The organism is Arthrobacter sp. YN (assembly GCF_002224285.1).
Lineage (GTDB): Bacteria > Actinomycetota > Actinomycetes > Actinomycetales > Micrococcaceae > Arthrobacter.
This window is the reverse complement of sequence record NZ_CP022436.1, coordinates 2,795,199-2,820,224: the sequence shown is the minus strand read 5'-3', so window position 1 is coordinate 2,820,224 and position 25,026 is coordinate 2,795,199. Positions and strand designations below refer to the sequence as shown.

22 protein-coding genes are annotated in these 25,026 nt (G+C 62.8%); 5 read left to right on the top strand and 17 right to left on the bottom strand.

Going from position 1 to position 25,026, the window contains the following annotated elements; all coding sequences use genetic code 11:
• Window positions 1-32: 32 nt before the first annotated feature.
• On the top strand, window positions 33-707 hold the full coding sequence (locus CGK93_RS12720) for a peptide deformylase (protein WP_089595146.1): 675 nt from the start codon (window positions 33-35) through the stop codon (window positions 705-707).
• A gap of 40 nt (window positions 708-747) precedes the next feature.
• On the opposite strand, the gene CGK93_RS12715 is transcribed toward CGK93_RS12720, so the two are convergent.
• Complete coding sequence (locus CGK93_RS12715) at window positions 748-2,766, bottom strand: S9 family peptidase (RefSeq protein WP_089595145.1); 2,019 nt, start codon at window positions 2,764-2,766, stop codon at window positions 748-750.
• A gap of 69 nt (window positions 2,767-2,835) precedes the next feature.
• Between CGK93_RS12715 and CGK93_RS12710 the strand changes: the two genes are divergently transcribed.
• The 4 genes from CGK93_RS12710 (at window position 2,836) to CGK93_RS12695 (ending at window position 5,879) form a co-directional block, all read left to right on the top strand.
• Window positions 2,836-3,672: a methyltransferase domain-containing protein gene (locus tag CGK93_RS12710; RefSeq protein ID WP_089595144.1), complete on the top strand. Its 837-nt coding sequence runs from the start codon at window positions 2,836-2,838 to the stop codon at window positions 3,670-3,672.
• An 81-nt stretch (window positions 3,673-3,753) separates the two neighbouring features.
• On the top strand, window positions 3,754-4,215 hold the full coding sequence (locus CGK93_RS12705; RefSeq protein ID WP_089595143.1) for an NfeD family protein: 462 nt from the start codon (window positions 3,754-3,756) through the stop codon (window positions 4,213-4,215).
• Window positions 4,216-4,297: 82 nt separating this feature from the next.
• The gene (locus CGK93_RS12700) at window positions 4,298-5,275 is read left to right on the top strand and encodes an SPFH domain-containing protein (protein ID WP_089595142.1); all 978 of its coding nucleotides are present in this window, start codon (window positions 4,298-4,300) and stop codon (window positions 5,273-5,275) included.
• A gap of 256 nt (window positions 5,276-5,531) precedes the next feature.
• A complete protein-coding gene (locus tag CGK93_RS12695) occupies window positions 5,532-5,879 on the top strand; it encodes an RNA polymerase-binding protein RbpA (protein WP_011774875.1) in 348 nt (115 codons plus the stop codon).
• 86 nt (window positions 5,880-5,965) lie between these two features.
• Here the strand turns inward: CGK93_RS12695 and CGK93_RS12690 are convergent, their stop codons facing one another.
• The 16 genes from CGK93_RS12690 to CGK93_RS12615 form a co-directional block, all read right to left on the bottom strand.
• Complete coding sequence (locus CGK93_RS12690; RefSeq protein ID WP_089597431.1) at window positions 5,966-6,709, bottom strand: polyprenol monophosphomannose synthase; 744 nt, start codon at window positions 6,707-6,709, stop codon at window positions 5,966-5,968.
• A 427-nt stretch (window positions 6,710-7,136) separates the two neighbouring features.
• Window positions 7,137-8,795, bottom strand: coding sequence for an amidohydrolase (locus CGK93_RS12685; RefSeq protein WP_089595141.1), 1,659 nt, complete (start codon window positions 8,793-8,795; stop codon window positions 7,137-7,139).
• A gap of 49 nt (window positions 8,796-8,844) precedes the next feature.
• On the bottom strand, window positions 8,845-11,820 hold the full coding sequence (locus CGK93_RS12680; RefSeq protein ID WP_089595140.1) for a DEAD/DEAH box helicase: 2,976 nt from the start codon (window positions 11,818-11,820) through the stop codon (window positions 8,845-8,847).
• Between the two features lie 24 nt (window positions 11,821-11,844).
• A complete protein-coding gene (tatC, locus tag CGK93_RS12675; RefSeq protein WP_089595139.1) occupies window positions 11,845-12,681 on the bottom strand; it encodes a twin-arginine translocase subunit TatC in 837 nt (278 codons plus the stop codon).
• Between the two features lie 5 nt (window positions 12,682-12,686).
• Window positions 12,687-12,956 carry a Sec-independent protein translocase subunit TatA gene (tatA, locus tag CGK93_RS12670; protein ID WP_089595138.1) on the bottom strand — a complete coding sequence of 90 codons (270 nt, stop codon included), beginning with the start codon at window positions 12,954-12,956 and terminating at the stop codon, window positions 12,687-12,689.
• Between the two features lie 36 nt (window positions 12,957-12,992).
• Window positions 12,993-13,343, bottom strand: coding sequence for a hypothetical protein (locus CGK93_RS12665; RefSeq protein ID WP_089595137.1), 351 nt, complete (start codon window positions 13,341-13,343; stop codon window positions 12,993-12,995).
• Window positions 13,344-13,352: 9 nt separating this feature from the next.
• Window positions 13,353-15,365, bottom strand: coding sequence for a helix-turn-helix transcriptional regulator (locus tag CGK93_RS12660; protein WP_198318218.1), 2,013 nt, complete (start codon window positions 15,363-15,365; stop codon window positions 13,353-13,355).
• Window positions 15,366-15,459: 94 nt separating this feature from the next.
• Window positions 15,460-15,855 carry an FKBP-type peptidyl-prolyl cis-trans isomerase gene (locus CGK93_RS12655; RefSeq protein ID WP_011774867.1) on the bottom strand — a complete coding sequence of 132 codons (396 nt, stop codon included), beginning with the start codon at window positions 15,853-15,855 and terminating at the stop codon, window positions 15,460-15,462.
• A gap of 86 nt (window positions 15,856-15,941) precedes the next feature.
• On the bottom strand, window positions 15,942-16,868 hold the full coding sequence (locus CGK93_RS12650; protein WP_089597429.1) for an FKBP-type peptidyl-prolyl cis-trans isomerase: 927 nt from the start codon (window positions 16,866-16,868) through the stop codon (window positions 15,942-15,944).
• Between the two features lie 113 nt (window positions 16,869-16,981).
• Window positions 16,982-18,346: a Pup--protein ligase gene (pafA, locus tag CGK93_RS12645; RefSeq protein ID WP_089595135.1), complete on the bottom strand. Its 1,365-nt coding sequence runs from the start codon at window positions 18,344-18,346 to the stop codon at window positions 16,982-16,984.
• A gap of 1 nt (window position 18,347) precedes the next feature.
• On the bottom strand, window positions 18,348-19,055 hold the full coding sequence (prcA, locus tag CGK93_RS12640; protein ID WP_089595134.1) for a proteasome subunit alpha: 708 nt from the start codon (window positions 19,053-19,055) through the stop codon (window positions 18,348-18,350).
• A gap of 1 nt (window position 19,056) precedes the next feature.
• Window positions 19,057-19,866, bottom strand: coding sequence for a proteasome subunit beta (gene prcB, locus CGK93_RS12635; RefSeq protein WP_089595133.1), 810 nt, complete (start codon window positions 19,864-19,866; stop codon window positions 19,057-19,059).
• Between the two features lie 79 nt (window positions 19,867-19,945).
• Window positions 19,946-20,149 carry a ubiquitin-like protein Pup gene (locus tag CGK93_RS12630; RefSeq protein ID WP_089595132.1) on the bottom strand — a complete coding sequence of 68 codons (204 nt, stop codon included), beginning with the start codon at window positions 20,147-20,149 and terminating at the stop codon, window positions 19,946-19,948.
• A gap of 119 nt (window positions 20,150-20,268) precedes the next feature.
• Window positions 20,269-21,888, bottom strand: coding sequence for a depupylase/deamidase Dop (gene dop / locus CGK93_RS12625; RefSeq protein WP_089597428.1), 1,620 nt, complete (start codon window positions 21,886-21,888; stop codon window positions 20,269-20,271).
• A gap of 50 nt (window positions 21,889-21,938) precedes the next feature.
• A complete protein-coding gene (gene arc, locus CGK93_RS12620) occupies window positions 21,939-23,747 on the bottom strand; it encodes a proteasome ATPase (RefSeq protein ID WP_198318217.1) in 1,809 nt (602 codons plus the stop codon).
• Window positions 23,748-23,844: 97 nt separating this feature from the next.
• Window positions 23,845-24,924, bottom strand: a complete 1,080-nt coding sequence (locus CGK93_RS12615; RefSeq protein ID WP_089597424.1) for a tRNA (adenine-N1)-methyltransferase — start codon at window positions 24,922-24,924, stop codon at window positions 23,845-23,847.
• Window positions 24,925-25,026 lie beyond the last annotated feature (102 nt).

Below are 25,026 nucleotides of genomic sequence, written 5' to 3'. Positions count from 1 at the left end.
GTAACGGACAGCCGTGGCGATAGGCTCGTGCCATGAACCATCAACCTCATCACGAGGCCGCGAGCCCGGCCACGGACTTCAACCCCACCCAGATACGGGACGCTGTCCGCAGGTTGCTTGATGCGGAAGAACTTCCCCCGATCGTCCAGGCCGGACACCCCGTGCTGCGTCAACTCGCCGCCCCGTACGATGGCCAGCTGGACGACGTCGAACTGATGGCCCTGGTGGATCGGATGCGCGAGGTGATGCACGACGCTCCCGGCGTCGGTTTGGCTGCGCCCCAGCTGGGCATCCCGCTGCAGGTGGCCGTGCTGGAGGACCAGTACGATCTTGACCCTGCGTCCGCCGCGGTGCGGCATCGGGAGCATATGGAGTTTTTCGCCATCGTGAACCCGCAGTGCCGTCCGTTGGGAGTCGAGACGGCCTCCTTCTATGAAGGCTGCCTCTCCGTCAACGGTTACCAGGCAGTGGTAACCCGTCACCGGAATGTAGAGCTGAGCTACGTTACGCCCGCGGGTGAGCCAGTGGAGGAATGGTTCTCAGGCTGGCAGGCGCGCATTGTGCAACACGAGACGGACCATCTCCTCGGCACGCTGTACCTGGACCGAGCCGAAATCAGGTCGCTGTCCAGCAATGCGGAACATTCTGCCCGCTGGGCAACTCCGGAGATCGAGGATGCACGCCGGAGCCTGGGCTTCCTGCGCTGACGGCCAAGGCCAGGTTCAGCGGCCCGCTGGCTTGGTACAGCTAGTCCTCCTCGTGATTCGACGCAGTAGGCAAGTACCGTGCCCACCAGCCAAGGATGTGGTCAAAGCGCTGCCTGCGGTGGTGCGGCGTCCCCGACCGGGACAATTCGTGGTCCTCGCCCGGGAAAACCAACAAAGCGGTATCAACTCCCTGGGCCTTCAGGTGTGAGTAGTAGCGCTGCCCTTGTTCGATGGGGCATCGAAGGTCGTTTTCACTGTGCACCACCAGCGTTGGAGTTTGGACGGTACCCACAACTGCCATAGGGCTCTGGGCCGTCATCTGCCCAGGAGTGCCACCCGTGTACTCACCGCCGAAAAACCAGCCAATGTCGGAGGACCCCGCGAAGCTGACCGGGTCCAGGAATCCGCGTTCCACGATCGCTGCTTTGAAGCGGTGATCGTGGGCGATGGTCCAGGCGGTCAGGTAACCCCCGTAGGAACCACCCATGATGCCCACCCTGTCCTTGTCCAGCACCGCGCTATGGACGGCCAAGGCCGCATCCAGGAACGCCAGCACGTCCTGCATATCCACGGTTCCCATGCGCTCCTTGATGGCACGGCCGTGCGTTTGGCCGTAACCGGCTGAGCCACGGGGATTGCACATCACCACTGCGTATCCGGCGGCAGCGTAAACCTGCGCTTCATCGAAGAAAGCTCCGGTGTACTGGGCGAACGGACCACCGTGGATGGACAGCAACACCGGATGTGGTCCGGGCCCGTCCGGCAGGACCAGCCAACCATGCACCGGATGCCCATCAGAGGATTCGGCCTCGAAGTCCAAGGGCTCGCTGACCCGCGAGTTGTTCCTGAGCGCGGCTGAGAAGTCGGTCAACAAGCGCAGTTCCCCGCGTACCAGGGAAGCGACGTCGCCCACGGTTGATGCGTCGGAGAGACTCACCGCGATCTCACCGTTGGCGGCAACCGTTGCGCCAATGACCACCCGGGCACCATGGACCAGGGGCATGATCTCACCATCGGCGGGAACGTCGAGCAGTTCAACACTGCCCAGAGCCGTGTTCAGGACAAGCATGCTGGCAGGTCCGCTCGGTTCCAAAGGCCCTGAAACGTCCAGGTGTTCTTCATCGGTCAGGGCTGCGGCTTCACCGCCGCCAACTGGCATGACGTACAGGACGCCGTTCCGGGCAACGAAGTCCTTGCCCGTAGTTCCCAGACCTTGGGCGGTATAAAACAGCCAGCGTCCATCCAAGGAGGCTCGGACGCCGGTGACGGTTTGAAGGCCGGCATTGGATGGTTCGACGACGGACGGCTCGCCTCCGCCGGCGTCCACCCTGTAAACCGAGGTGACAAGATCGTCGTCGTGCCCTTCATGCAGCGCCGCTACGAAGTAAAGGTGCGAGCCGTCGGCAGAAAAGCATGGGGACTCGTGGTCTGAATCGCCAAACGTCAGTTGCCTGGCCGCTGGAATCCCGTGCCCCGCAGGTGCTGGCTGTTCGTGTGCCGCGCGCCCACGGGGCGCTACCGCAGGCTCCCCGCCCAACTCCGGAACCTCAACAACGAAGACCTGCTGGCGCTGATCGGTGGTGTACCCCACGCCGTTCATTCTGTATTGGTTCGCAGTGAGCAGCCGGGCATCCTCGCCGCCGGAGGTCACACCCTCCACCGTTCCATAACGCCCTTGTTCCGGGACGCGCGCCAGGAAAGCAATCCGGTGCGAATCGGGCGCCCACACGAATCCTGCCACTCCGGTGTGCTGATCTGTGATCCGCTGCGGTTCGCCGCCGGCAGCCTCCACGACGAATAATTGCGGCTTGCCGTCGGGATCGCTCCGGAGGAAGGCCAGGACAAGGCCGTCGGGTGAGAAGGCAGGCGAGCTGTCCCTGAAACCGCGGGTAATGCGACGGGGGTGCTTGGTGTTGTCCAGAGGTACTGTCCACAGCTGGCCAACATAACTGTCAGCGTCAAAATCCGGCCTGGTGACGGAAACCACCGCCTTGGTCCCATCAGGGTGGATGGCAGGGGCGGACACGGAGTTCAGCAGTGGCAGTTGCTCGGGTTTCACGAGGGTGAGCCTAGCCCGGGAGAACGGTGCCCGGCACCTGACACTCCGTCCAGCCGTAGGATTGAAGCCATGTTGTCCGACGCCGTCGCTGCCCTCCGTTGTCCGCTGTGCCAAGGGGCGCTCCAGCTGAAGGAACATCCGCACAGGACGCTGGCCTGCGGGTCGGGGCACCTTTTCGACTCCGCCAAACAGGGCTACTTCAACCTGTTGACGGGCAAGGGCACAGTCTTTGAAGCCGATACTGCCAACATGGTGGCAGCACGTTACCGGTTCCTGGACGCAGGCCACTATGCTGCTTTGGCCGCCGCAGTCGCAGAAGAGGCGGCCGGGGCGCTTCGCCTTCCCGGCGCGGTGGTTCTGGATGCCGGCACAGGGACTGGGCACTACCTCCATGCCGTCACCGAAGAATCCGGGGCTGCGGCGATCGGCCTGGACATCTCCAAGTTTGCGCTCCGCAGGGCTGCCCGGCTCAACCCCCAGGCGGCCAACCTGGTGTGGGACATTTGGCGTCCTTTACCGGTGGCTGACAATTCGGTGGACGTGGTCATGGTGGTCTTTGCCCCGCGCAACCCAGCCGAGTTTGCGAGGGTCATCCGTCCCGGCGGGAAACTGATCGTGGTGACACCCAGGCCGGGCCATCTTGCCGAGGTTGCTGCCAGGACGGGAATGCTGGGCATCGAAGAGGGCAAGGAAGAACGTTTGGCTGACACCATGAAGGGGTATTTCAGCCCCGCTGGGGTCCTCGGCCTGGATGTGCCCTTGGAGCTGACCGGCCCGCAGATGGGCGACCTCGCGTATATGGGTCCCGCCGGCCACCATCTCCGGGATCAGGGACCGGTGGGCGAGCCCACCGGTTCTGTGTCCACCACTGCCAAATTCCGGATCAACGTCTTTACCGTGCCCTGACGTGGGACAGCGCATCGGGCTAGGATGGAAGAACAGCGACTGTGATCCCGCCCCGCGGGGTCCGGGACCAAGGGGGAAATGATGTTTGAATGGCTCGGCGAGAATTGGTGGGCCCTCTGGCTCACAGTCTTCCTCGCGTTCGCAGTGGTGGAAATGCTCACCTTGGACCTCTTCTTCATCATGCTGGGCGGAGGAGCCTTGGCCGGCTTGGTGGCTGACTTCGCCGGCGCGGATTTCTGGCTCCAGATTGTCATCTTCTGCGTGGTTTCCCTCCTGATGATCGCCTTCGTGCGGCCCGTAGCGCTGAAACACCTTCACAAGGGTCCCGAAGAGCAGCGATCCAACATCGACCGGCTGATTGGCCAGCCCGCTCTCGTCATTGAAGCCGTGAGCGGCACCAGTGGGCTCGTCAAAATTGGCGGTGACGTCTGGAGCGCCCGCAGTATCGCCGGTGTCATCGACGCCGGCGCCACAGTCCAGGTCACTAAAATCGACGGCGCGACGGCGGTAGTCACCTCGCCGGCCGAAAACAGCCCGCGCTGATAACGCGCCTTAAATTCACGCGGTTCGGCAGCCTGGCCGGACCGCCGCATCAAACCACGCAGTTGGGGAACGAAGGAGATGTATGGACGGCTTAGGAGGAACAGCAGCAGCAATTGTGCTGATTGTTCTCGTTATTTTTGTCATTATAGTGTTGGTCCGCTCGGTCAGGATCATCCCGCAGGCCCGCGCCGGCGTCGTTGAACGGCTCGGCAAGTACCAGCGCACGCTGAACCCGGGCCTTACCATCCTGATCCCGTTCGTCGACCGGCTCCTGCCGCTCCTCGATCTCCGCGAACAAGTGGTGTCCTTCCCGCCGCAGCCGGTTATCACTGAGGACAACCTGGTGGTCTCGATCGACACCGTGGTCTACTTCCAGGTCACTGATCCCCGGGCGGCTACGTATGAGATCGCCAACTACATCCAGGCAGTCGAGCAGCTGACAACCACCACGCTCCGTAACGTGGTGGGCGGGCTGAACCTCGAAGAGGCGCTCACGTCGCGCGACCAGATCAATGGTCAGCTGCGAGGCGTCCTCGACGAAGCCACGGGCCGTTGGGGAATCCGCGTGTCGCGCGTGGAGCTGAAGGCGATTGATCCGCCGCACTCCATCCAGGACTCGATGGAAAAGCAGATGCGCGCAGAGCGGGATCGTCGTGCGGCCATCCTGACCGCCGAAGGTACCAAGCAGTCGCAAATCCTCACTGCTGAAGGCCAGCGCCAAGCGGCCATCCTCGCAGCTGAGGGTGACGCCAAGGCAGCCATCCTCCGCGCCGACGGTGAAGCCCAGGCCATCCAGAAGGTCTTCGACGCCATCCACAAGGGCAACCCGGACCAGAAGCTTCTTGCTTACCAGTATCTGCAGACCCTCCCGAAGATCGCTGAAGGAAGCTCGAACAAACTCTGGATCATTCCCAGCGAAGTCGGCGAAGCACTTAAAGGCATCGGCGGCGCCCTCGGCGGGAACAACGGGGACTCCCCCGTAGGTCTCTTCGGTGGCAATGACGACAGCAAGGCGCCCGCTCCCACAGCATCCGCGGAGCATTCACGGCCAGCCGAATAACCAGAGGTTCTGGCGGTGCGAGCGGTCAGCCATTCCGGCTGGCCGCTCGTTGCGTGTCGTGGCTTTTGAGTAGTAGGAGATGTTCCGCGTATAATGGGATATTTGTCCGGCTGGTTCAGCCTGGATGGAACATAAAAGCTTGGCCAGGCGTTGCAATTAGTGATGCAAGGTGTGCAGAAGTAGTCCGTAAGGATCGTGAAAACGGCTTACGGCCAGCGCGGGGTTCCTGCTCCGCGTACAGACAGAGGGAGTAATCATGAGCGATCGCAGCCTGCGGGGTATGCGTCTTGGCGCCCAAAGCATGGAAACCGAATCCGGCGTTGAACCGGCACCGCGCCAGCGGGTCGAGTACCGCTGCGAGGACGGCGAACAGGTCTTCGTGACCTTCTCCTCCGAGGCCGAGATTCCCCCGGTCTGGGTTTCCAAGACCGGCAAGGAAGCTCTTCTGGTTGATGGCGAGCGTCCTGTGGACGCCAACGAGAAAGCCGTCCGCACCCACTGGGACATGCTGCTGGAACGCCGCAGCCTTCCTGAGCTGGAGCAGATCCTTGAGGATCGTTTGAACATTCTGCGTGAGCGCCGTGGAGAGCGCCGCTCCGCCTAGTCTGCAACCCGGACAAAAGTAAGCCCGGACAAGAAAGGCCGGGTCTGGTTCCCTTGGGAACCAGACCCGGCCTTTCTGTTGGAAGGTTACTTTGCCGTGGCGGGCGATTTGCGGGTGAGCTTTGCCCAGCGAGCCGCCAGTCCCCACTTGGTGACGTTGATCATGGCTTCCACCACAATGTTGCCGCTCATCTTGGACGCACCAAGCTCCCGCTCCACAAAAGTAATGGGGCGTTCCTCGATGCGGAGACCCAGCTTGGCCACCCGCCATGCGAGGTCCACCTGGAAGCCGTAGCCGACCGACTCGACCTCATCCAGGTTCAGGGCCTCCAGGGTGCTGCGCTTGAAGGCGCGGTAGCCGCCGGTGACGTCCTTGATCTTCACGCCGAGCATGATGCGGGCATAGGTGCTGCCGATACGTGAGATCGCCTGGCGGTAGAGCGGCCAGTTGACCACGCTGCCTCCGGGGACCCAGCGTGAGCCCATGGCGAGGTCGGCTCCGTCCTTGACGGCATCCAGGAGCAATGGCAACTGTTCCGGCTTGTGCGAACCGTCGGCGTCCATTTCCACCAAGACGTCGTATCCTGCAGCGAGCCCCCACTTGAAGCCGGCGATGTAGGCGGCCCCAAGGCCTTCCTTGCCCTTTCGGTGCAGCACGTGAACTTGGTGGTCCGTGGCCGCGAACTCGTCGGCAAGTTGTCCGGTACCATCAGGGCTGTTGTCGTCAACCACCAAAACATCGGACTCGGGAACTGCTGCGCGCAGCCGCCCCAGGGTTACGGGGAGCGATTCGAGCTCGTTGTAGGTGGGAATGATCGTCAGGACACGCAAGAAGAGGCCTTTCCTTGATGGAGCGGTCAGTGTGCCGGACCAGCCGTGGCGGCTGGCATTCTGGCGCAACTCTCCATTATAGGACGCCGCAGCGCACTCCCTGGGCGGTAGTGGCGTGGGACACAGGCGGGGTGCCGGGGCGGCATGCCGCGGGCAGGTCCACAAGCCCAGGTCCAGTGGCGCCGGGCAACTGAGTCCCGGACGAACTGTTTTCTGGGTCGCTGCGGACCTGCCCACCTGTTTGCCGCCACCATGAACGTGCTCCGGCCGCGACCGGACCATCAAACCGTGGCTTTCGCCCCCGGTCTGATCATCCGTTGAGCCTCAATGCTACGGACTCACCACACGCTGTCAACCGGCCGGTGACCTGCGGATCCTGGCGTCGGCCCAGTTCAGGAGGCCACCGGCGAGCTGGAAATTGGTACGCCTAAACGCGGAGCGACTCGTGGGCGAACAGTTCCTGTCCCTCACGGACGGTCTGCAGGCACCGCGGGTCGCTGCCGGTATCCAGAGCGGGCAACAGCGGTGTCCTCGCCCTCGGATCCGTGCTCCACGACTGGACGCGACTGTCTGCCACCTGGACCATCAGCTCCTCGACTTCCCACACGGCGAAGCTGGCAGGTGCACCAGGCACCAGTTGGCCCATCAGGGGGTTGCGGGACTTCGCGGCACGCCAGCCGGCGCGTGTATGGCCCAGGAAAGCAGCCCTGGCTGATATCCGTTGTTCCGGGTTGCTGTGTTCCAAGCACGCGCGCACGCTGGTCCACGGACGAAGAGGCGTGACAGGGCTGTCGCTGCCAAAGGCGATGGGGACACCACTCGCGTAGAAGGACGCGAAGGGGTTCATGGCCTTGCTTCGACCTGCCAGACGCTGCTCGTACAACCCGCCCGGAGCGCCCCACGCGGCATCGAAGCCAGGTTGTACGCTGACAGTGATGGAGTACTTGGCCAGTTTGTCGATGGCGGCCTGATCGGCAAGTTCAACGTGCTCCAGCCGGTGGCCCGCGGCCCGGATCCGCTGCTCCCCTACCTCAGCTGCGGCAACGTCCAAGGCTTCGAGAACAACGGCCAGGCCAGCGTCGCCAATGACATGGAAGCCCGCCTGGACGCCCAGCTGGGAGGTTGCAGCAAGGTGTCGGGCTGCATCATCTACAGAGAGGTACAAGCTGCCGCGGTTCCCAGGCGCGTCGGAATAGTCATCCAGGAGGGCAGCTGTTCGGGAACCAAGCGAACCGTCTACGTTAAGGTCTCCGGCGAGGCCCAGGACCTTGGTCCCCAGGCCGCCCAGAATGTTCTCTGCGTGCTCCACAGACGAGGCCAGCTCGCCCCAGTACGGGAGCACTTCAGGGCTGCCGCCGAGGCCGTTCCACGACACTGCCAGGCGCAGGTCGTCCGGGCCGCAGATGTGGGGTGCCGACATTTCAGCCAAGGCCACATAGCCATGGGACGCCGCTTCCTTGAGGGCACGTTCCTGGAGTCCACGCCGCACCTCTTCGGGGAACTGCCGGACCGTCAGGCGCGCGGCGGTATGCGCTGCACGTACCACCCGTGCGCCGCCTGAGAACCCGTCCACGCCTTTCAGGCCGGCAGCTGCGGCCAGCGATGAAGAAACCAGGGCGGAGTGGACATCAATGCGGGAAAGGTAGACCTGCCGTCCAGCCCCAGCCCGGTCAAGTTCTTCCATGGTGGGCAGCGAGGAGTCGTTCCACGCTGTCTCATCCCAACCGTGCCCCACAATGGTGCCGTTGCCGCCGGCGGTGGCAACGGCGTCGAGCAGTTCCTTGGCTGAACGCACCGTGGCAAGGTCCACGCCGGAAAGGGCAAGGCCCGTTTCTGTGAGGTGCGCATGCGAGTCCACAAAGCCGGGAGCGAGGAGGGCGCCGCGGAGATCGATGATCTCCATGTTCGAGTCGGCGATGGACGTGGCGGCCTGCTCGGAGCCCACCCAAGCGACAGTATCGCCATCCACCACCATGGCGGTGGCAAAGGGATCAGCGGCCGTATAAATGGACCCGTTGCGGTACATAGTGACCTTGCGGTCCTCTGCAGGGCGGGGGTGGCCGGCTGGCGCGCCTGGCTGGTTCATTCGTTGTGCTCCTTGAGCGTTGGAAACAGTCAATCAGTGAAGGGTGGCGCTAGGCCACCGTGGAGTAGGCAACGACGCCGCGGCGAACCAGCTCAATGGCCTCACGGCAGATCCGTGCCACTCTGGGGTCGAGTTGGGGGATCTTGGCCAATTGGTCAAGGAGGTCCACTACCTGTTTGGCCCAGCGGACAAAGTCGCCGGCAGCGAGGTCGGTTCCGCTCAGGACATCTTGAAGGTGGCGGCCCTTGGCCCACTTATACATGGGCCACATCAGTCCAAGTTCCGGCTCGCCAGTCAAAGGGAGTCTGTGGTGTTCCTCGGTGTCCTCCAGCTGGGACCATTCGCGGACGACAATATCCACGGCGGACTCCAACGAAACACTGGGCATCTTGGGCCGCAGGCCGCGGTCTTCGCGTTTGGCTTGATAGACCAGCGTGCTGGCCAAAGACGCCAACTCGGCGGCATCGAGATCGTTCAAGGCCCCGCGCCGGACCGACTGGGAAATGAGCAGATCCTTCTCGCCATAGATCCGGCGAAGCCGCTGCCCGTCGACGCTGATGGTGACGTGGCCGGCGTCGTTCGTCTCCAGGTAGCCATACGCGGAGAGCAGATCACACACGCGGTCGAACGTTTTGGCGATGGTGTTGGTGCGGCTCTGGATCTGGCGGACCAGTCCGTCGGTTTCCTTGCGCAACTTCCACCAGCGCTCCGACCACCGGGCGTGGTCTTCCCGCTCGCTGCAGCCGTGGCAGGGGTGGGCCCGGAGCGCACGCCTCAGATCAGTGATCTTCTTTTCCTGGTCGGGAAGGCGGGCCCCCAGGCCGAAGTCCTCGTGCCTGCTGTTGCGGCGGCTGTGCGGTGCATCTTCACTGATGGCGTGGCGCATGGAGGAGGCGAGGTCGCGGCGGGCCTTGGGCACCTTGGCATTGAACGATTTGGGTATGCGGATCCGCGTCACGGGCGAGACCGGTCCCTCGAGATCGTGCACGCCGATCCGACGAAGCTGGTTATCCGAGGTCAGCACCGATGGCCGGGGCTCGCGGGCATTCGGATCTACCTCGAGAACAACCGCATGGCCGGCCAGCCTGCCGCTGAAGATACTGATGACATCGCCGGGGATCAGCCGGGCCAGGGAGTCGGCAACGTGGGACTTGCGGGCACGCTGATGGTCGCGGGCCGCGAAATTCTCTGCATCGCCCAGCTCGCGCCGGAGTTTTGCGTACTCGGTAAAGTCACCCAGATGGCATTGCATGGATTTGGCGTAGCCAGCCAAAGACTCTTCGCGCCCCCGCACCTGCCGGGCAATACCGACCACGGAGCGGTCTGCCTGGAACTGGGCAAAAGATGACTCCAGGATTTCGCGGGCGCGAACGCGGCCAAACTGGGCAATCAGGTTGATGCTCATGTTATAGGTGGGCCGGAAGCTGGAGTTCAGCGGGTATGTGCGCCGTGAAGCCAGGCCTGCCACAGCTGCGGGGTCGGTCCCCGGCTGCCACAGCACCACGGCATGGCCTTCGACGTCGATGCCCCGGCGTCCTGCGCGGCCCGTCAGCTGGGTGTACTCCCCCGCCGTGATATTGACATGGGCTTCACCGTTGAACTTTTCCAGTTTTTCCAGCACCACGCAGCGGGCCGGCATGTTGACGCCCAGGGCCAGCGTTTCGGTGGCGAAGACGGCCTTGACCAAGCCGTCGGCAAAGAGCTTTTCCACCACTTCCTTGAACGTGGGCAGCATGCCCGCGTGGTGGGCGGCAAAGCCCCTGACCAGTCCGTCGCGCCAGCCCCAGAAACCGAGCACGTCGAGATCGTCCGCAGGAATTTCGTGACTGGCTTCGTCCACGCGCTGGGCGATGATTTGCTGTTCACGCTCCGTTGTCAGCCATAGCCCGGAGGCTGCACACTGGGCAACGGCAGCGTCACAGCCGGCCCTGGAAAAAATGAACGTGATGGCAGGGAGCAGGTCCTGGCGCCTGAGGCTCTCAATGACCTGGGGCCGGCTTGCCTTGCGAACCGGGCTGCGCTGCTCGGACTGCTGGCGTTCATCGCGGTGACGGTCCTGACGACGGCGGCTGCGTCCTCCGTGGCCAAAGCGGCCGCTCATGTTCATGCGGCTCTCGGAACGGGCCATGGCCAGCAGATCCGGATTGACCTCAAACTCAGGTCCGGTGACGGCCTGCTGGACTTTGGCGGCGGAGGAACGCTTGGCATGGTCGTTCCGCCGGTCCGTGGGGGCGGGTTCGCTGGCTACCTCGGCGGCCTCGGAAATATCGGGCACCTCAGTCTCCGGTGCGCCGGTGGCCTGGGGCGCAATTTCATCGAAGGTGGTGTCGCCTGCGAAAAGGTCAACTATTTCGCGGCCCACCATGACGTGCTGCCACAACGGCACCGGTCGGTGTTCGGAGACGATGACATCGGTATCGCCCCGGACAGTATCCAGCCAGGCGCCAAACTCTTCAGCATTGGAAACAGTGGCACTGAGCGAAGCCACCTGGACCTCGCTGGGCAAGTGGATGATGACTTCTTCCCACACAGCACCGCGGAAGCGATCGGCCAGGTAATGGACCTCGTCCATCACCACAAACCCCAGGTCGCCCAAGGTCTCCGAGTCTGCATACAGCATGTTCCGCAGGACTTCGGTGGTCATGACCACCACAGGCGCGTCACCGTTGATGGTGGTATCGCCTGTCAGCAAGCCAACGTTCGCAGCGCCGTATTTTGACGCCAGCTCCGAGAACTTCTGGTTGCTCAGCGCCTTGATGGGGGTGGTGTAGAAAGCCTTGAGGCCTCGTTCCAGAGCAAGGTAGATCGCGAACTCCCCCACGATCGTCTTGCCTGCGCCCGTGGGTGCTGCCACCAGGACACCACGGCCCTCCTGGAGGGACCTGCATGCCTCGCGTTGAAAGTCGTCCAGGTCAAAATCCAAGGATCGGGCGAAAGCGCCCAGATAGGTTTTCGACTCAGAAGCCCGCTGCGCTGCAGCCTGGTAGCTCTCTGATGGTGATGGAGACCCGGATATGGAGGACATGCATCAAGCCTAGTGGCCCACGGTCTAGAGATTCTCCAGATCCGTTGCCGGGGTGGCGATGTCTGCCGTGGCTTCAGTCTCAGCTGCCTTCTTGATGGCACGACGCTCACGGCGACGGTCGTTAAGGACGCAGACTCCGATGGCCGCAAAGAACAGGAGCAGCATGGGCGCGGCCAGGTAGAACATGCTCATGGCGTCAGCACCGGGAGCGGCCATTGCAGCGAACAAGCAGACCAGGAAGATGGTAATGCGCCAACTCTTAATGAGTTGTTTGCCCTTGACGATCCCGGCGAGGTTCAGCCCAACCAGCACCACGGGAACCAGGAAGGCGATGCCGAACGCCAGCAGGAGCCTCAGGACAAACGCCAGGTACACCTGGGCGGTGATGAAGTTGGAGGCACCCGACGGGGTGAAGTCTGTCAACACCCTGACTGCATTGGGGAGCACCAGCCAGGCAAGGAGAACACCGCCCACGAACAGGGGCACGGCCGCCGCCACGAAGGCCAACGCCAGGCGCCGTTCCTTCTTGTGCAGCCCAGGCACAATGAAGGCCCAGAGCTGGTAGATCCACACCGGGCAGGCGAGGAGCACGCCGAGGAAGACCGAGACCTGCACCATGAGGTCAAACGAGCTGGCCACTCCATCAAAGTTCAGGGTAGCGGCGCGCCCCTCCTTCTCGTTGAGGTCCTTGATCGGTTTGATCAGGGCCTCCAGAAGCGGCTGGTAGACGATGAAGCCCACCACGGTGCCCAGGATGATGCCGATTGCAGCCTTGAAGAGCCGGTTCTTCAGCTCCTTGAGGTGGTCAAGGAGCGCCATCCGGGCTTCGGGGTTGGCCTTGCGCCCCTTCGTTTCCACCACTCTCTTTAGACGCGGTTGGAGGGCGGAACGTCAGTCTCGCCGGTGTTCTTGGCCTTGGCGTCCGGGTGGCCTACTACCTTGCCTTCAACGGCGTCGGAAGCGTCCTGGGAGTCCTTCGTTTCGGAAGAACCGTCCTTCTTCATTTCCCGGACTTCAGACTTGAAAATGCGCATCGACTGCCCAATGCTGCGCGCCATGGACGGCAGCTTCGGCGCTGCGAAGAGCACCAGAGCCAGGACGATGATGATGATGAGATGCCAGCCTTCGAGCCTCATGTGGGGAGGTCCTTTCCTTTTGGATACATCCTACGTCTATCTGAATTCAATGTCGTGCAGGGATTGGGGTTGACCCCGCTCTGCTTTGCGCCTGACGCGCCTTTGGCGACGAACTTCCTGGCGGAAGGCTTTGGCCGTCAGGTAATCATGACGCATCTGATCCGGTGAGGCAAAAATTGCAGACCCAGGCCCGGGGCGGTTTTCCGAGGTTTCAACATCGGAGGTTTCGGCGACAGGTGAAAGGTTGCTGAAACGTTTACCCGCGTCGCCCAGTTCATGAACAGTTGACATGAATTTTCTGAACAAGCGATACCCCAGCGTCAGGTGAAGCAGCAACGACAGGGCTATGAGCGCGATCCACAACAGGATCCAGAACCACCAAGGCATCTGAGTAGTCTAGCCAGCCGCGCGGTCGGACGGAGAGTCGTACTGCTCCACGGCCACGTTAAGCCATGCCCTGGTTTGGTTGCGCAGCGCCCCGGGTTCCAGAATCCGGACGGAGCCACCGTGCTGGGAAACGAACATGGGAAGCCACTCCGCTGTGCCGAACCGCACCTCGGCGAGGAGGCCGCCGTCGGACAGTTGCGCCGTGCGCTCCGCGTAATAGTCATCGGCCAGCCCCAAACCCTGCCTGGTCAGTTGCAGCACCACCAGGACGTCGTCGTCGCTGGGCGTAAACAAGCGGGCAGGGAAGTCCTGCTCCGCAGTAGCCGTCCCTGAGGCAGGGCGCCCGTTCTGTTCGACGATTTCCACCCTGTCCAGGCGGAAGTTCCTGATGCCGGCCTTGCTGTGGCAATACGCCTCGAAGTACCACGTGTTGTCCAGCGAATAGAGCCGCAGGGGGTCAACGTCACGTTCGCTCAGCTCATCCCGCTGCCGGGAAAGATACTTCAGGTGCAGCTGGCGGCCGTCCCTGATCGCCTGAGTAATGACGGCGAACGCCTGCGACTGCTCGGGCTCAACGGATTGACCGGCTACTGCGCCTGCCAAACGTCCCGCCTGCCCTGCAGCACCGGTCAGTTTGATGGTGACAGATTCCAGGGCTCTCCCGGGCTCGTCTTCGGAGACGCCCGCCAAGGCCGGAAGGTCTCCCAGCATGGCCAATCCGGTCAGCAAGGCAGCGGCTTCATCCTCGCTGAAGCGTACCGGGCGGTTCAGGTCCAGGTGTTCGGAGATATACACGTGGTCGTTTTCCCACTGGATGTCCAGGAGGTCATCCGGATATCCCTCAGGGAGTCCCGAGCAGATGAGGATCTTGAGGTCATCAATCAGTGCCTTGCGGGTAATGCCGAAGTGGTCTGCGACTTCCTGGATATGGAGACCCTGATGATGGACCAGGAACGGGACCAACTGCAGCATCCTGGCAAGTTGGTCCTCCGAAGTGCGCTTCCGGGCACGCTGGGCCCGTGCGGCCTCCGGGAACACCACCGGTACGGGCGGTCCGGCGTCGAAGTCCAGGGCACCTTGGAGGCGGCGCACGACGGCGGCACGCAGTTCAGCCGGGCCGTCCACCTTGACGTGGGGGCCGTATGAGGCCAGCTCTTCGGCGAGTACCTCGGGATCGCGGAACTCCACTATGACGCGGTCACGGGTGGAATCCACCGGGGCTGTTTCGACGGCTCTCTTGCGCAAGGCAAGCAGGCGGTCCTTGTCGACGGAGAGCGTGGCCCGCTGCACGGGCAGTTCATGGAGGGTGTCCAGTTCGGCCCTGGCATTGAAACCGACCGGAGGCTCGAAGCTGCTCCCTGGCACCACGGCTACCGCGGTAGTCATCCGTGAGAGCCGGAACAGTCTCTTGGCTCCTCTCTCCCGGTCAAAGCCCACAAGATACCACTGGCCAAAGCGGCTGCCGAGTCCCCAGGGCTCAACCTCGCGGACTTCTTCACGCCCGGTACTGACCGCGAGGTAGCCGAAGCGGACCGGATGATTGCCATGCATGGCTGCCACGACGTCGTCGAAGGCCTGTCCGGCTGGTTTGATCCGGGGCTGGACCCCGGCGGGGAGGTCCACCTCCGTGAAGCCTCCTGCGGCTTGCAGCTTGCGGACGGCATTGGCTGCTGCGGAGCCAAGCGCTGCCCGTTCCCACAGCTGCGCGGCGAGAAGCAACACGGTGCATTCTGCAGGCGTGAGGTTCACATCAGGCAGCCGGTTGGAGTCCTTGCCGATGCGGTAGCGCGTTGACGCAGGGTCATCGACGCCGAAATGGCGCGGATCCGTGAGTGTCTCGATCTCGAAGCCAAACTGTTTCAAGTCCACTTTGTCGCGCTCGAACATGCGCCCAAAGGCAACGTCATTCTCTGCGGAATCGTGGTAGACCTTCTCGCGCAGGACAGAGCGTGGAAGGCCCACCCTGGTATTGAGCAAAGCCAGGAGAAGGTTCAAAAGTCGTTCAGTGCGGGATGCGGACACGGTTGCTACGTTACTAAAGTCCGGCGGGAAAGCAGCAAGGCGCGTCACCAACCGGTAAAACCGAAAGGTAACGCGCCTTGCCCTGAGGGGTGCCCTAGCGGACAGCCACGAGGTCTACAACAAAGATCAGGGCTTCGTTGGGCTTGATGGCTCCGCCGGCGCCACGGGAACCGTAGGCGAGCTCCGAAGGAATTTCCAGGCGACGGCGGCCGCCGACCTTCATGCCCAGCAGGCCCTGGTCCCAGCCCTGGATGACCTGGCCTACGCCAACGCGGAAGTCCAGCGGAGCCCCGCGGCCCCAGGAAGCATCGAATTCCTCGCCGGTGGACCAGGCAACGCCAACGTAGTGGGTGGAGACGGTGTCGCCGGCTTTGGCTTCCGTGCCGGTGCCCTCGATGAGGTCCGTGATGACAAGGTCCGTGGGGACGTCGCCTTCCGGGAAGTCGATTTCGGGCTTGGTGCGGTCAAAGTCACGCTGACCAAATGACATGGTTGCTCCTTGGTGTGAGGGACGGATTGGTGTCAGGAACCAGCTTAAGCCAGTGCCCGGCAGTCTTGTCGACGTTTCGGTGGTGGTTACTTGACGCCGAGAATGTCGACGACGAATACGAGGTCGCCCTTGGCTTCACCCTGGCCGGTTTCACCGTAGGCCAGGTCCTGCGGGATGACCAGCAGCACGCGCGAGCCAACAGTCTTGCCTTCAAGGCCCTGTGTCCAGCCCTTGATGACGCCGGTGAGGGGGAAACTGGCGGGCTCTCCCCTGTCGAAGCTCGAATCGAACTTGGTGCCACCTACGAGGTTCACACCGACGTAGTTGACGGTCAGGGTGTCAGTGGCCTTGACGGCAGCTCCAGAGCCCTTGATCAGGTCCTGGGCGATGAGTTCCTTGGGCGCAGCGACGCCATCCACGGAAATCTGCGGAATGCCCTTGTCGTCTTCCTTTACGGTGGGCAGGCCGGCCGGAGGAGTCACTGTTTCACCTTCGGGCTTCTCCAGGACCGGAGCGGCGTCCTTGGCAGAGACAATCTTGAAGACCACCAGCTGCGTGCCGGCAGGGGTGTCACCCGAGGAATTGCCGGGGGCGGCGATGGCAACGTGACTGCCGACCTTGGCGCCGATAATGGCGTTGTAGATCAATTCATTGCTGGACTTGATCTGATCCGTCAGATCGATCGGCTGGGGGCCGGTCGCGTAGCCGTCCTCAAGGGTCTTGCCATCGTTGCCGTCCACGGCGACGTAGGCCAGTTCGGCCGTCTGCCCCGCCTTTACGCGGGCTCCATCGCCTTCACTGACGACGTCAACCGTGGGCTCAGCGACGGTGAGGGGCTTGGAGAACTCAATGCCCGGCGCTTTGTCGTTGCCGTTGTCCGTTACCTTGACGGAGTCGAGCTTGGAGACGTCGCCTACGGACTTGCTGGTGGGCTCGGCGGCCGGCGTGCTCTCCCCGCCACAGGCGGTGATGAGCAGAAGGGCGGGCAGGAGGATTGCTAGGAGTCGGCGCACAAAAAAAGACACTTTCGTCGGGGCAAGGGACACTCGGAAAGGCGCGTAGCGCCTCCAAACAGGTTGGGTCCCGTGAAGAGACCACTATCCAGAATAGCCCGTGAAGCTGGGAGTCAGCTCATAGAGTCCAGGAGCGCATCCACCCGCTCGTCGACGCTCCGGAACGGGTCCTTGCACAGAATTGTCTGGTGGGCGCGGTCGTTCAGCTTCAGGTGGACCCAATCCACGGTGTAGTCACGGCCAAGTTCCTGGGCCCGGCGGACAAAGTCTCCGCGCAGTTTCGCCCGCGTTGTTTGCGGCGGTGCGTCCACGGCGTCCTTGACCTCTGTTTCCGTGACCAGCCGACGTGCTGCCCCCCGTGCCTGCAATAGGAAGAAGATGCCGCGTTGCCGCGAGATATCGTGATAGGTGAGGTCAAGTTGGGCGATTCGTGGAGAGTCCAGGCTGAGGTCGTGCCGGCGCATATACCCGTCCATCAACTTCTTCTTGATGGCCCAGTCCACCTCGGTATCAATGGTAGACGTATCGCCGCTTTCGATGGCGTCCAGCGTGCGCTTCCACAGGTCCAGGATGAGCGGTACGTGGGGGTTGTGTGCCCCGTTGGTGGCGACAAATTCAGTGACCTTGGTGAGGTATTCGCGCTGGATATCGAGGGCGGTGAGCTGCCGGCCGTTGGCAAGCCTGACCAGGGCGCGGCCCGTGAGGTCATGTGAGATTTCGCGGATGCTGCGGATGGGGTTCTCCATCCGCATGTCGCGCATGATGACGCCCGACTCGATCATGCGGAGGATCAGGTCCACTGTTCCCACTTTGAGCAGGGCCGTGGTTTCTGACATATTGCTGTCCCCGACGATCACATGGAGGCGGCGGTAAAATTCTGCATCCGCGTGGGGCTCATCGCGGGTATTGATGATGGGGCGGGACCTGGTGGTGGCTGAGGACACGCCCTCCCAGATGTGGTCCGCCCGCTGGGAGAACGCGAAGGTGGCCCCATGCGGTGTCTTGAGGACCTTGCCTGCACCGGCGATCAGCTGGCGCGTCACCAGGAAGGGGATGAGGATCTCAGCCAGGCGGGAAAATTCGCCGCGGCGCGGGATCAGGTAGTTCTCGTGGCTGCCGTAGGAGTTTCCCGCGGAGTCGGTGTTGTTCTTGAACAGGTAAACAGTGCCGTTGAAGCCCTCTGCCGCCAGCCTTGCCTGGGCCTCATCCACGAGGTCGTCCAGGATAAGCTCACCCGCCCTGTCATGGGCGATCAACTGTGCGAGGTCGTCGCACTCGGCCGTGGCATACTCCGGATGCGAACCCACATCCAGGTACAGCCGCGAGCCGTTGGTCAGGAACACATTGGACGAACGGCCCCAACTGACCACCTTGCGGAAGAGGTAGCGGGCTACTTCCTCGGGAGCCAGTGGCCGTGAATCCGGGCTGGAATATGAGATCCCGAATTCCGTTTCGATGCCAAATATTCTCTTGTCCATCTCAAGCCTCCTCTGTGAGCAACCGGGTCATGTCCTCCGGCAAAAGCCTCCGGAACGCCCTCCGGGAACCGCGGTGGCTTTCGGATGCGCGGTACAGCACTGCAGCTTCGACGGCGGTGGCCGGCAGAGCATCGGCGTCCTTGTCCGTGGACAGGGCGCGCAGGGCCAAACGCATGGCGCCGGCAAGGGTGAGCTCAGGATCCCAAGCCCCGCTGACGACGTCGGAAATTTGGTCGGCGAGTCCACCCATGACCACGAAGCCGTTCTCATCTGCGATGGAGCCATCAAACGTGAGCCGGTAGAGGTGGTCCTGCTCCTGCGCCAAGCCGACCTCGGCAACGGCGAGTTCCACTTCGAAGGGTTTCTGTTCGGCCGTGAACACGGCACCGAGGCTCTGGGCATACACGCTGGCCAGTCCACGGGCGGTGACGTCTTCGCGATCGTAGGAATAGCCGCGGACATCGGCATAGCGGACACCCGCCTGCCGGAGGCTCTCGAACTCGTTGTACTTGCCTACCGCCGCGAACGCGATTTTGTCGTAGATTTCACCAATTTTGTGCAAAGACGGCGAGGGGTTCTCTGCGATCAGCGCGATGCCGTCGGCGCAGCTGATCACCACTACTGACCGCCCGCGTGCGATGCCTTTCCGTGCAAAGTCCGCACGGTCCTTCATGAGTTGCTCAGGCGAGACGTAGAACTGCTGGGTCATCTCAGGCCTCCCGTCCAGCGATGGCGCGGGATTCGACGATGGCGCCCGCTATGGCCGCCAAATCCCGTTCCGGAACACGGCGCGTCCCGGCGCGGTTGACGGTGTAGACCACGGGCCACAGCTGGCGGACGGGATCGGGCCCGCCGGTGGCGGAATCGTCGTCGGCGGCGTCGTAGAGGGCCTCAACAGCCACCGCAACGGCGGCTTCCTCGGAGAGGTTCGGCTTCCACAATTTCTTCAGGGCTCCGCGGGCAAACACTGAACCAGAACCCACCGAGTGGTGTTCCTGCTCTTCATAGCGGCCACCGGTGACGTCGTAGGAGAACAGCCTGCCCACGCCGGAGACGTGGTCAAACCCTGCAAACAGCGGAATGACCGCCATTCCCTGCATGGCCATCGGCAGGTTTCCACGGATCATGGCGCCGAGGCGGTTCGCCTTGCCCACGAGGCTGAGCAAGGTGCCCTCGATCTTCTCGTAATGCTCCAGTTCAACCTGGAAAAGACGGGTGATGTCGATGGCCAGGCCGGCGGTTCCGGCAATACCCAAGACGGAGTACTCATCCGCAGGGAAGACTTTCTCGATGTGCCTGCTGGCGATGATGTTGCCCATCGTGGCGCGACGATCCCCCGCCATCAGCACGCCGCCTGGATACGTCAAAGCAACGATCGTGGTGGCGTGCGGCGAGGACGGGACGGTGCCGGCGGGTAAGGACTGATTGAACGGGAGGAGTTCGGGACGCGAGCGTTGGAGATGCTCCGTGAAAGAAGATGTTGCCTGGGTGGCCAGGGGGCCGGTTGATGGGTCCTGCATTGCTGCACTCCTTCGACTCTGCGTTCCGATGCCCGGCGGCCTCACGCCTGCCGGGCAGTACATCCTGTAGCGGGTCCGGTTACTGGCCACCCTTTTGGACAAACGCCCTGACGAATTCCTCAGCGTTGGATTCGAGAACGCCGTCGATTTCGTCGAGGAGGTCATCGACGCCCTGCGTTGCGTCCGAAGCCTGTGCCGCAGGTGCTGCGGGCGGGGCCTCAGGGACATCCACCTCAGCTTCGGTGTCCCGTGACTGTGGTTGTTGCTGCTCCTGTGCTGCCATTTTCTTTCTCCCTACTGTCAGTCTCCTGATGACGGAGACTTCCTACTGCCATATTGCCACGCTGCGGGCTGCTGCGTGTGGCTTTGACCAGGCCCGGATCTTCCCGTGGCGGAGCGCCGTCAGCTCTTTACCGGGGGTACATTCCGGCCCATCAACTCGGACAGGAAGGCGCCTGCATCCTGGTGGCGCTCAAACAGCGCACCGGTCAACGCCTCCGTGCCCCGGAGTGGTTCGCGGGTGGGGACCCGCTGCAGCTTGCCCAACCCAGGAACGTCGAAAATAACAGAGTCCCAGCTTGCCCCGACCACGTCCTTCCCGAACTTCGAGACACAACGGCCGCGGAAGTATGCGCGGGTGTCCGACGGCGGTTCGGTCACCGCCCGGGCGATGTCGGCGTCGTCGACGATCTTCAGCATGCGGTCCTTGGACAGCAGCCTGTAGTAGAGACCCTTTTCCGGCCGGATATCGGACCACTGAAGATCAACCAGACCCAGCCGGGCGTCGTCCCAGGACAGGCCGTCGCGCTTCCGGTACCCTTCCAGGAGCGACCTCTTGGCCACCCATTCAACAGAAGATGCGGCGGCATCGAGGTCGCTGCCCAGGGTTGTCAACGTTGATTCCCACCGCGACAAAACACCATGGGTGTGGCCGTCACCGGTCACGGAATCCGCCACTCCAGTTTCCTGGGAAAGTTTGGCGGCGGCCTCGTAGTACATCCACTGGATGTCCAGGGCAGTCACCCTTCGGCCATCAAGCAACCTCACTGTCGCCGTGAGCGATGTGTCATGGCTGACGGCCTGAAGTGCCTGGACGGGTTCGTGGACCTCTATCCTGGGCGCCTGACCGGCCTCGATCAGGCTCAGGACCATGGCAGTGGTGCCGAATTTGAGGTAGTTCGAGGCCTGGCTGAGGTTGGCGTCGCCAATGATGACGTGAAGGCGGCGGTACTTGTCAGCTGTTGCGTGCGGCTCATCCCGGGTGTTGATGATGGGGCGCCGGATGGTTGTTTCCAGCCCCACCTCTGCCTCGAAGAAGTCGGCGCGTTGGCTGATCTGGTAACCGGGGGTCGAACTGTCCTGCCCCAGTCCAACGCGTCCGGCCCCACAGATGACCTGGCGGGACACAAAGAACGGCGTGAGGCCGCGAATGATGTCGCCGAAGGGAACCGAACGCGGCATGAGGTAGTTTTCATGCGAGCCATAGGACACTGACTTGTTGTCCGTGTTGTTTTTGTAGAGGTTGATGGGAGGGAGGCCGGCATCGGCCGCCACCTTCCGGACAGTGGCCAAGGCAACCAAGTCGCCTGCCGCATCCCACGCAACAACATCCCGGGGGTTGGTGACCTCAGGGCTCGAGTACTCCGGGTGCGCATGGTCCACATAAAGGCGTGCACCGTTGCCCAAAACCATGTTCATCAGCAGGGAACCGGACTCGTCCGCGCCATCAAGTTCCAACTCCTGGCGGCCATAGGCCAACGCGACTGCCTCGGCGTCGAGCACTGGTGGCTGGTCAGTCAGCTGGCTGGGGTCCGCCGCGGCCCGGTCCACGGTCCAGCCGCGGGCATCGTGCAACGGTTCCTCGTCGGTGTAGTCCCAGCGTGTTTCCGCTCCCCCGGCCGCCCGTTGCCGGGTGACTGCGGCATACGCCTGGATGATCCTCGCGGACATCATGGTGGCGTTCGCTCCAGGAGCCGATGGTGCATGGATGCCGTATTCAGTTTCCGAGCCCATGACGCGCATGGCACCGCCGGCGGGCAATTTCTCAGCGGGCGTACCTTCGGGTCTTGCTGTCACAGGTACTGGCCCGTGTTGGCAGTGGTTTCAATGGACTTGCCCGGTTCCTGGCCGGCCTTGCCCTGGACGATGGTACGGATGTAGGTGATCCGCTCGCCCTTCTTGCCGGAGATCCGTGCCCAGTCGTCCGGGTTGGTGGTATTGGGCATATCCTCGTGCTCACGGAACTCGTCCACCACGGCCCGCAGCAGGTGCTCAATGCGGAGTCCCTTTTGGTTGTTGGTCAGGAGGTCCTTGATGGCGTACTTCTTGGCACGGTCCACCACATTCTGCACCACGGCACCGGAGTTGAAGTCCTTGAAGTAGAGCATCTCGGTGTCGCCGTTGGCGTAGGTTACCTCGAGGTATTCGTTGGACTTCTCCGTTGAGTACATGGCTTCCACGGTGCGCTGGACCATGGCGTCGACAGTGGCCTGGACGTCTCCGCCATATTCGGCCAGGTCCTGCGCGTGGAAGGGCAGGTCAGTGGTGATGTACTTCGCGAAAATGTCAGCCGCAGCTTCGGCGTCGGGACGCTGGATCTTGACCTTCACGTCAAGGCGGCCCGGCCTGAGGATGGCGGGATCGATCATGTCCTCACGGTTGGAGGCGCCAATGACAATCACATTGTCCAAGCGTTCCACGCCATCGATCTCACTGAGCAGTTGCGGAACAATGGTGGTTTCCACGTCTGAGGAAACGCCGGTGCCTCGGGTGCGGAAGAGCGAGTCCATTTCATCGAAGAAAACAACTACCGGGCTGCCATCGGACGCCTTTTCCCGTGCGCGGGAGAAGATCAACCTGATGTGCCGCTCAGTCTCGCCCACGTACTTGTCCAGCAACTCCGGACCCTTGATGTTCAGGAAGTAGCTCTTGAGGTCGGTGTTGCCGGCACGTTCCGCCGCACGTGCTGCAAGCGAATTCGCCACGGCTTTGGCGATGAGGGTTTTGCCGCAGCCCGGGGGGCCGTAGAGGAGGATGCCTTTGGGGGCTTTCAGCCCGTGCTCACGGTAGAGGTCCGGGTGCAGGAAGGGCAGCTCCACGGCGTCGCGGATCTGTTCGATCTGGGGGCCAAGGCCACCGATGTCCTGGTAGGTGATATCCGGGACTTCTTCGAGGACGAGGTTTTCCACCTCGGCCCGCGGCACCTTCTCAAGGGCGTAACCGGTGCGGGAATCCAAGGACAGTGCGTCGCCGACCTTCAAGTGAACACTTTGCAGGGCGCCCGAAAGCCGGACCACCCGTTCTTCATCGGCCCGGCCCACCACCAGTGCGCGGTCCTTGCCAAGCATTTCCTTGAGCGTCACCAGTTCACCGGCGCGTTCGTAGCCGAGGCCGGCTACCACCAGCAATGCCTCGTTCAGGAGGACTTCCTGCCCCACTGCGAGCTGGTTCAGATTGACCAGTGGGCTGACACCCACCCGCATTTTCCGGCCGGAATTGAAGATGTCCACTGACTCCTCGGTGGCGGCCTGGCCGGAACTGCCTGCAGCCGGCTGCTTTCGCGGATTGATCTGCACCACGGTTCCGAAGCTGTAGGGTGGTTGGCCCTCCTGCTCCAGTGCACCCTTCAAACGGAGGATCTCGGCCTTCGCCGTCTCCAGCATGCCCACGAGCTTGCTGTTGTTCTGGGTAGCGGCGGCCAACTGGCGGTCAATGTGGCGAAGCTTGTCCCGGAGGATATTGATTTGCCGTTCGGCAACGGTCAGATCACTCGAGGGCTCGGGCGGTTGGACAGCGGAAAGCCCCCGGCTTGCTGCTTCTTCCGCTGTGGCGTGTGCTTCCTCCGGCGTCGGCCGTCCAAGGTCGTTGTTTGACGTATCCACGATTCATCAGCCCCTTCCTGCGCTTAAGAAGACCTTAGTCCCGAAAAGCTCAGGGTGCTGGGTGACATTCGGAATGCGGACCCTATTGTGACCTTTGTCAGTTTGTGACTGCGGGATCGTCCTGGACGTTGGTGCCGGCGATGGCGTCACGGGCAGCACGGCGGAGTTTCTTGTCGGAAACTGACCGCTCCCCCACTGCGCCAGGAGTCCACGCGTTGAGGTCCTCTTCGCTGAACTCCGTCTTGGACGGGCGGCGCTTGACGGAAATTCCGGTGACACCGTCGGCGAGGCGGCGGGTCACCAGGAGGAAGCCGGTGTGGGCTACCATGCGGTGGTCAGGACGGACGGCAAGGCCCTCGAGGTGCCAACCGCGGACCATGGACTCCCAAGCATCAGGCTCGGTAAAGCGTCCGTCAGCACGGATGGCCTCGGCTGTGCGGGACAACTGGGTGACGGTGGCCACGTAGCTGATCCAGACGCCACCGGGCGCCAGGACGGTGGCCACAGCATCAAGGCACTCCCACGGAGCGAGCATGTCCAGGACCACACGGTCCACGGAGCCTGGAGCCTCAGCCTTGACCACTTCTTCCTGGAAGTCGCCCAGGGAGATCTGCCATGCCGGGTGCGGTCCACCGAAAATGGTCTCCACGTTGCCACGGGCGATGTCGGCGAATTCCTCGCGACGCTCAAACGAGTGGAGGTAGCCACCGTCACCCACGGCGCGCAGCAGGGAGATGGAGAGGGCGCCGGAGCCGACGCCGGCTTCCACGACGCGTGCGCCCGGGAAGATGTCGGCCATGGTGACAATCTGGCCGGCGTCCTTTGGGTAGACCACAGCAGCGCCGCGTGGCATGGACAACACGAAGTCGGAGAGCAGTGGGCGCAGCGTCTGGTACTGCTGGCCAACGTTGTTGCTGACCACGGAGCCATCCACCTTGCCGATGATTTCGTCGTGGTTCAGGAAGCCGCGGTGGGTGTGGAAAGCACCGCCCACCTCCAGGGTGATGGTGTTCATGCGGCCGCGCTCGTCAGTGAGCTGGACCCGCTCACCGACGCGGAAAGGCCCGCGGCGGCGCGCAGCGCCCGTCGGCTGCACGGCGTGGCCGGTCATTGCCTGGCTGGCGGATGCCTCGTCGGTGCCGGCGTTTGCTTCGGGGGCGGCGGTTTCGCTGCTCATGTACTGTTCCTCGCTCCTGTACGGCTTGGCCGCATCATCGTGCTGGCGGATGGGCGCCAAAAATCAATGGGTTCTTCGGTAAAACCGCCGGCATGCAACTCT

Bases quoted from the DNA above. Each gene is read 5' to 3' on its own strand.
- CGK93_RS12705 (WP_089595143.1), top strand. From the start codon at position 3,754: ATGTTTGAATGGCTCGGCGAGAATTGGTGGGCCCTCTGGCTCACAGTC.
- prcB (WP_089595133.1), bottom strand. From the start codon at position 19,866: ATGCAGGACCCATCAACCGGCCCCCTGGCCACCCAGGCAACATCTTCT.
- CGK93_RS12680 (WP_089595140.1), bottom strand. From the start codon at position 11,820: ATGTCCTCCATATCCGGGTCTCCATCACCATCAGAGAGCTACCAGGCT.
- CGK93_RS12710 (WP_089595144.1), top strand. From the start codon at position 2,836: ATGTTGTCCGACGCCGTCGCTGCCCTCCGTTGTCCGCTGTGCCAAGGG.
- pafA (WP_089595135.1), bottom strand. From the start codon at position 18,346: ATGGACAAGAGAATATTTGGCATCGAAACGGAATTCGGGATCTCATAT.
- tatA (WP_089595138.1), bottom strand. From the start codon at position 12,956: ATGAGGCTCGAAGGCTGGCATCTCATCATCATCATCGTCCTGGCTCTG.
- prcA (WP_089595134.1), bottom strand. From the start codon at position 19,055: ATGACCCAGCAGTTCTACGTCTCGCCTGAGCAACTCATGAAGGACCGT.
- CGK93_RS12685 (WP_089595141.1), bottom strand. From the start codon at position 8,795: ATGAACCAGCCAGGCGCGCCAGCCGGCCACCCCCGCCCTGCAGAGGAC.
- CGK93_RS12700 (WP_089595142.1), top strand. From the start codon at position 4,298: ATGGACGGCTTAGGAGGAACAGCAGCAGCAATTGTGCTGATTGTTCTC.
- CGK93_RS12665 (WP_089595137.1), bottom strand. From the start codon at position 13,343: ATGCCTTGGTGGTTCTGGATCCTGTTGTGGATCGCGCTCATAGCCCTG.
- CGK93_RS12630 (WP_089595132.1), bottom strand. From the start codon at position 20,149: ATGGCAGCACAGGAGCAGCAACAACCACAGTCACGGGACACCGAAGCT.
- CGK93_RS12615 (WP_089597424.1), bottom strand. From the start codon at position 24,924: ATGAGCAGCGAAACCGCCGCCCCCGAAGCAAACGCCGGCACCGACGAG.
- CGK93_RS12655 (WP_011774867.1), bottom strand. From the start codon at position 15,855: ATGTCATTTGGTCAGCGTGACTTTGACCGCACCAAGCCCGAAATCGAC.
- CGK93_RS12695 (WP_011774875.1), top strand. From the start codon at position 5,532: ATGAGCGATCGCAGCCTGCGGGGTATGCGTCTTGGCGCCCAAAGCATG.
- CGK93_RS12720 (WP_089595146.1), top strand. From the start codon at position 33: ATGAACCATCAACCTCATCACGAGGCCGCGAGCCCGGCCACGGACTTC.
- dop (WP_089597428.1), bottom strand. From the start codon at position 21,888: ATGCGCGTCATGGGCTCGGAAACTGAATACGGCATCCATGCACCATCG.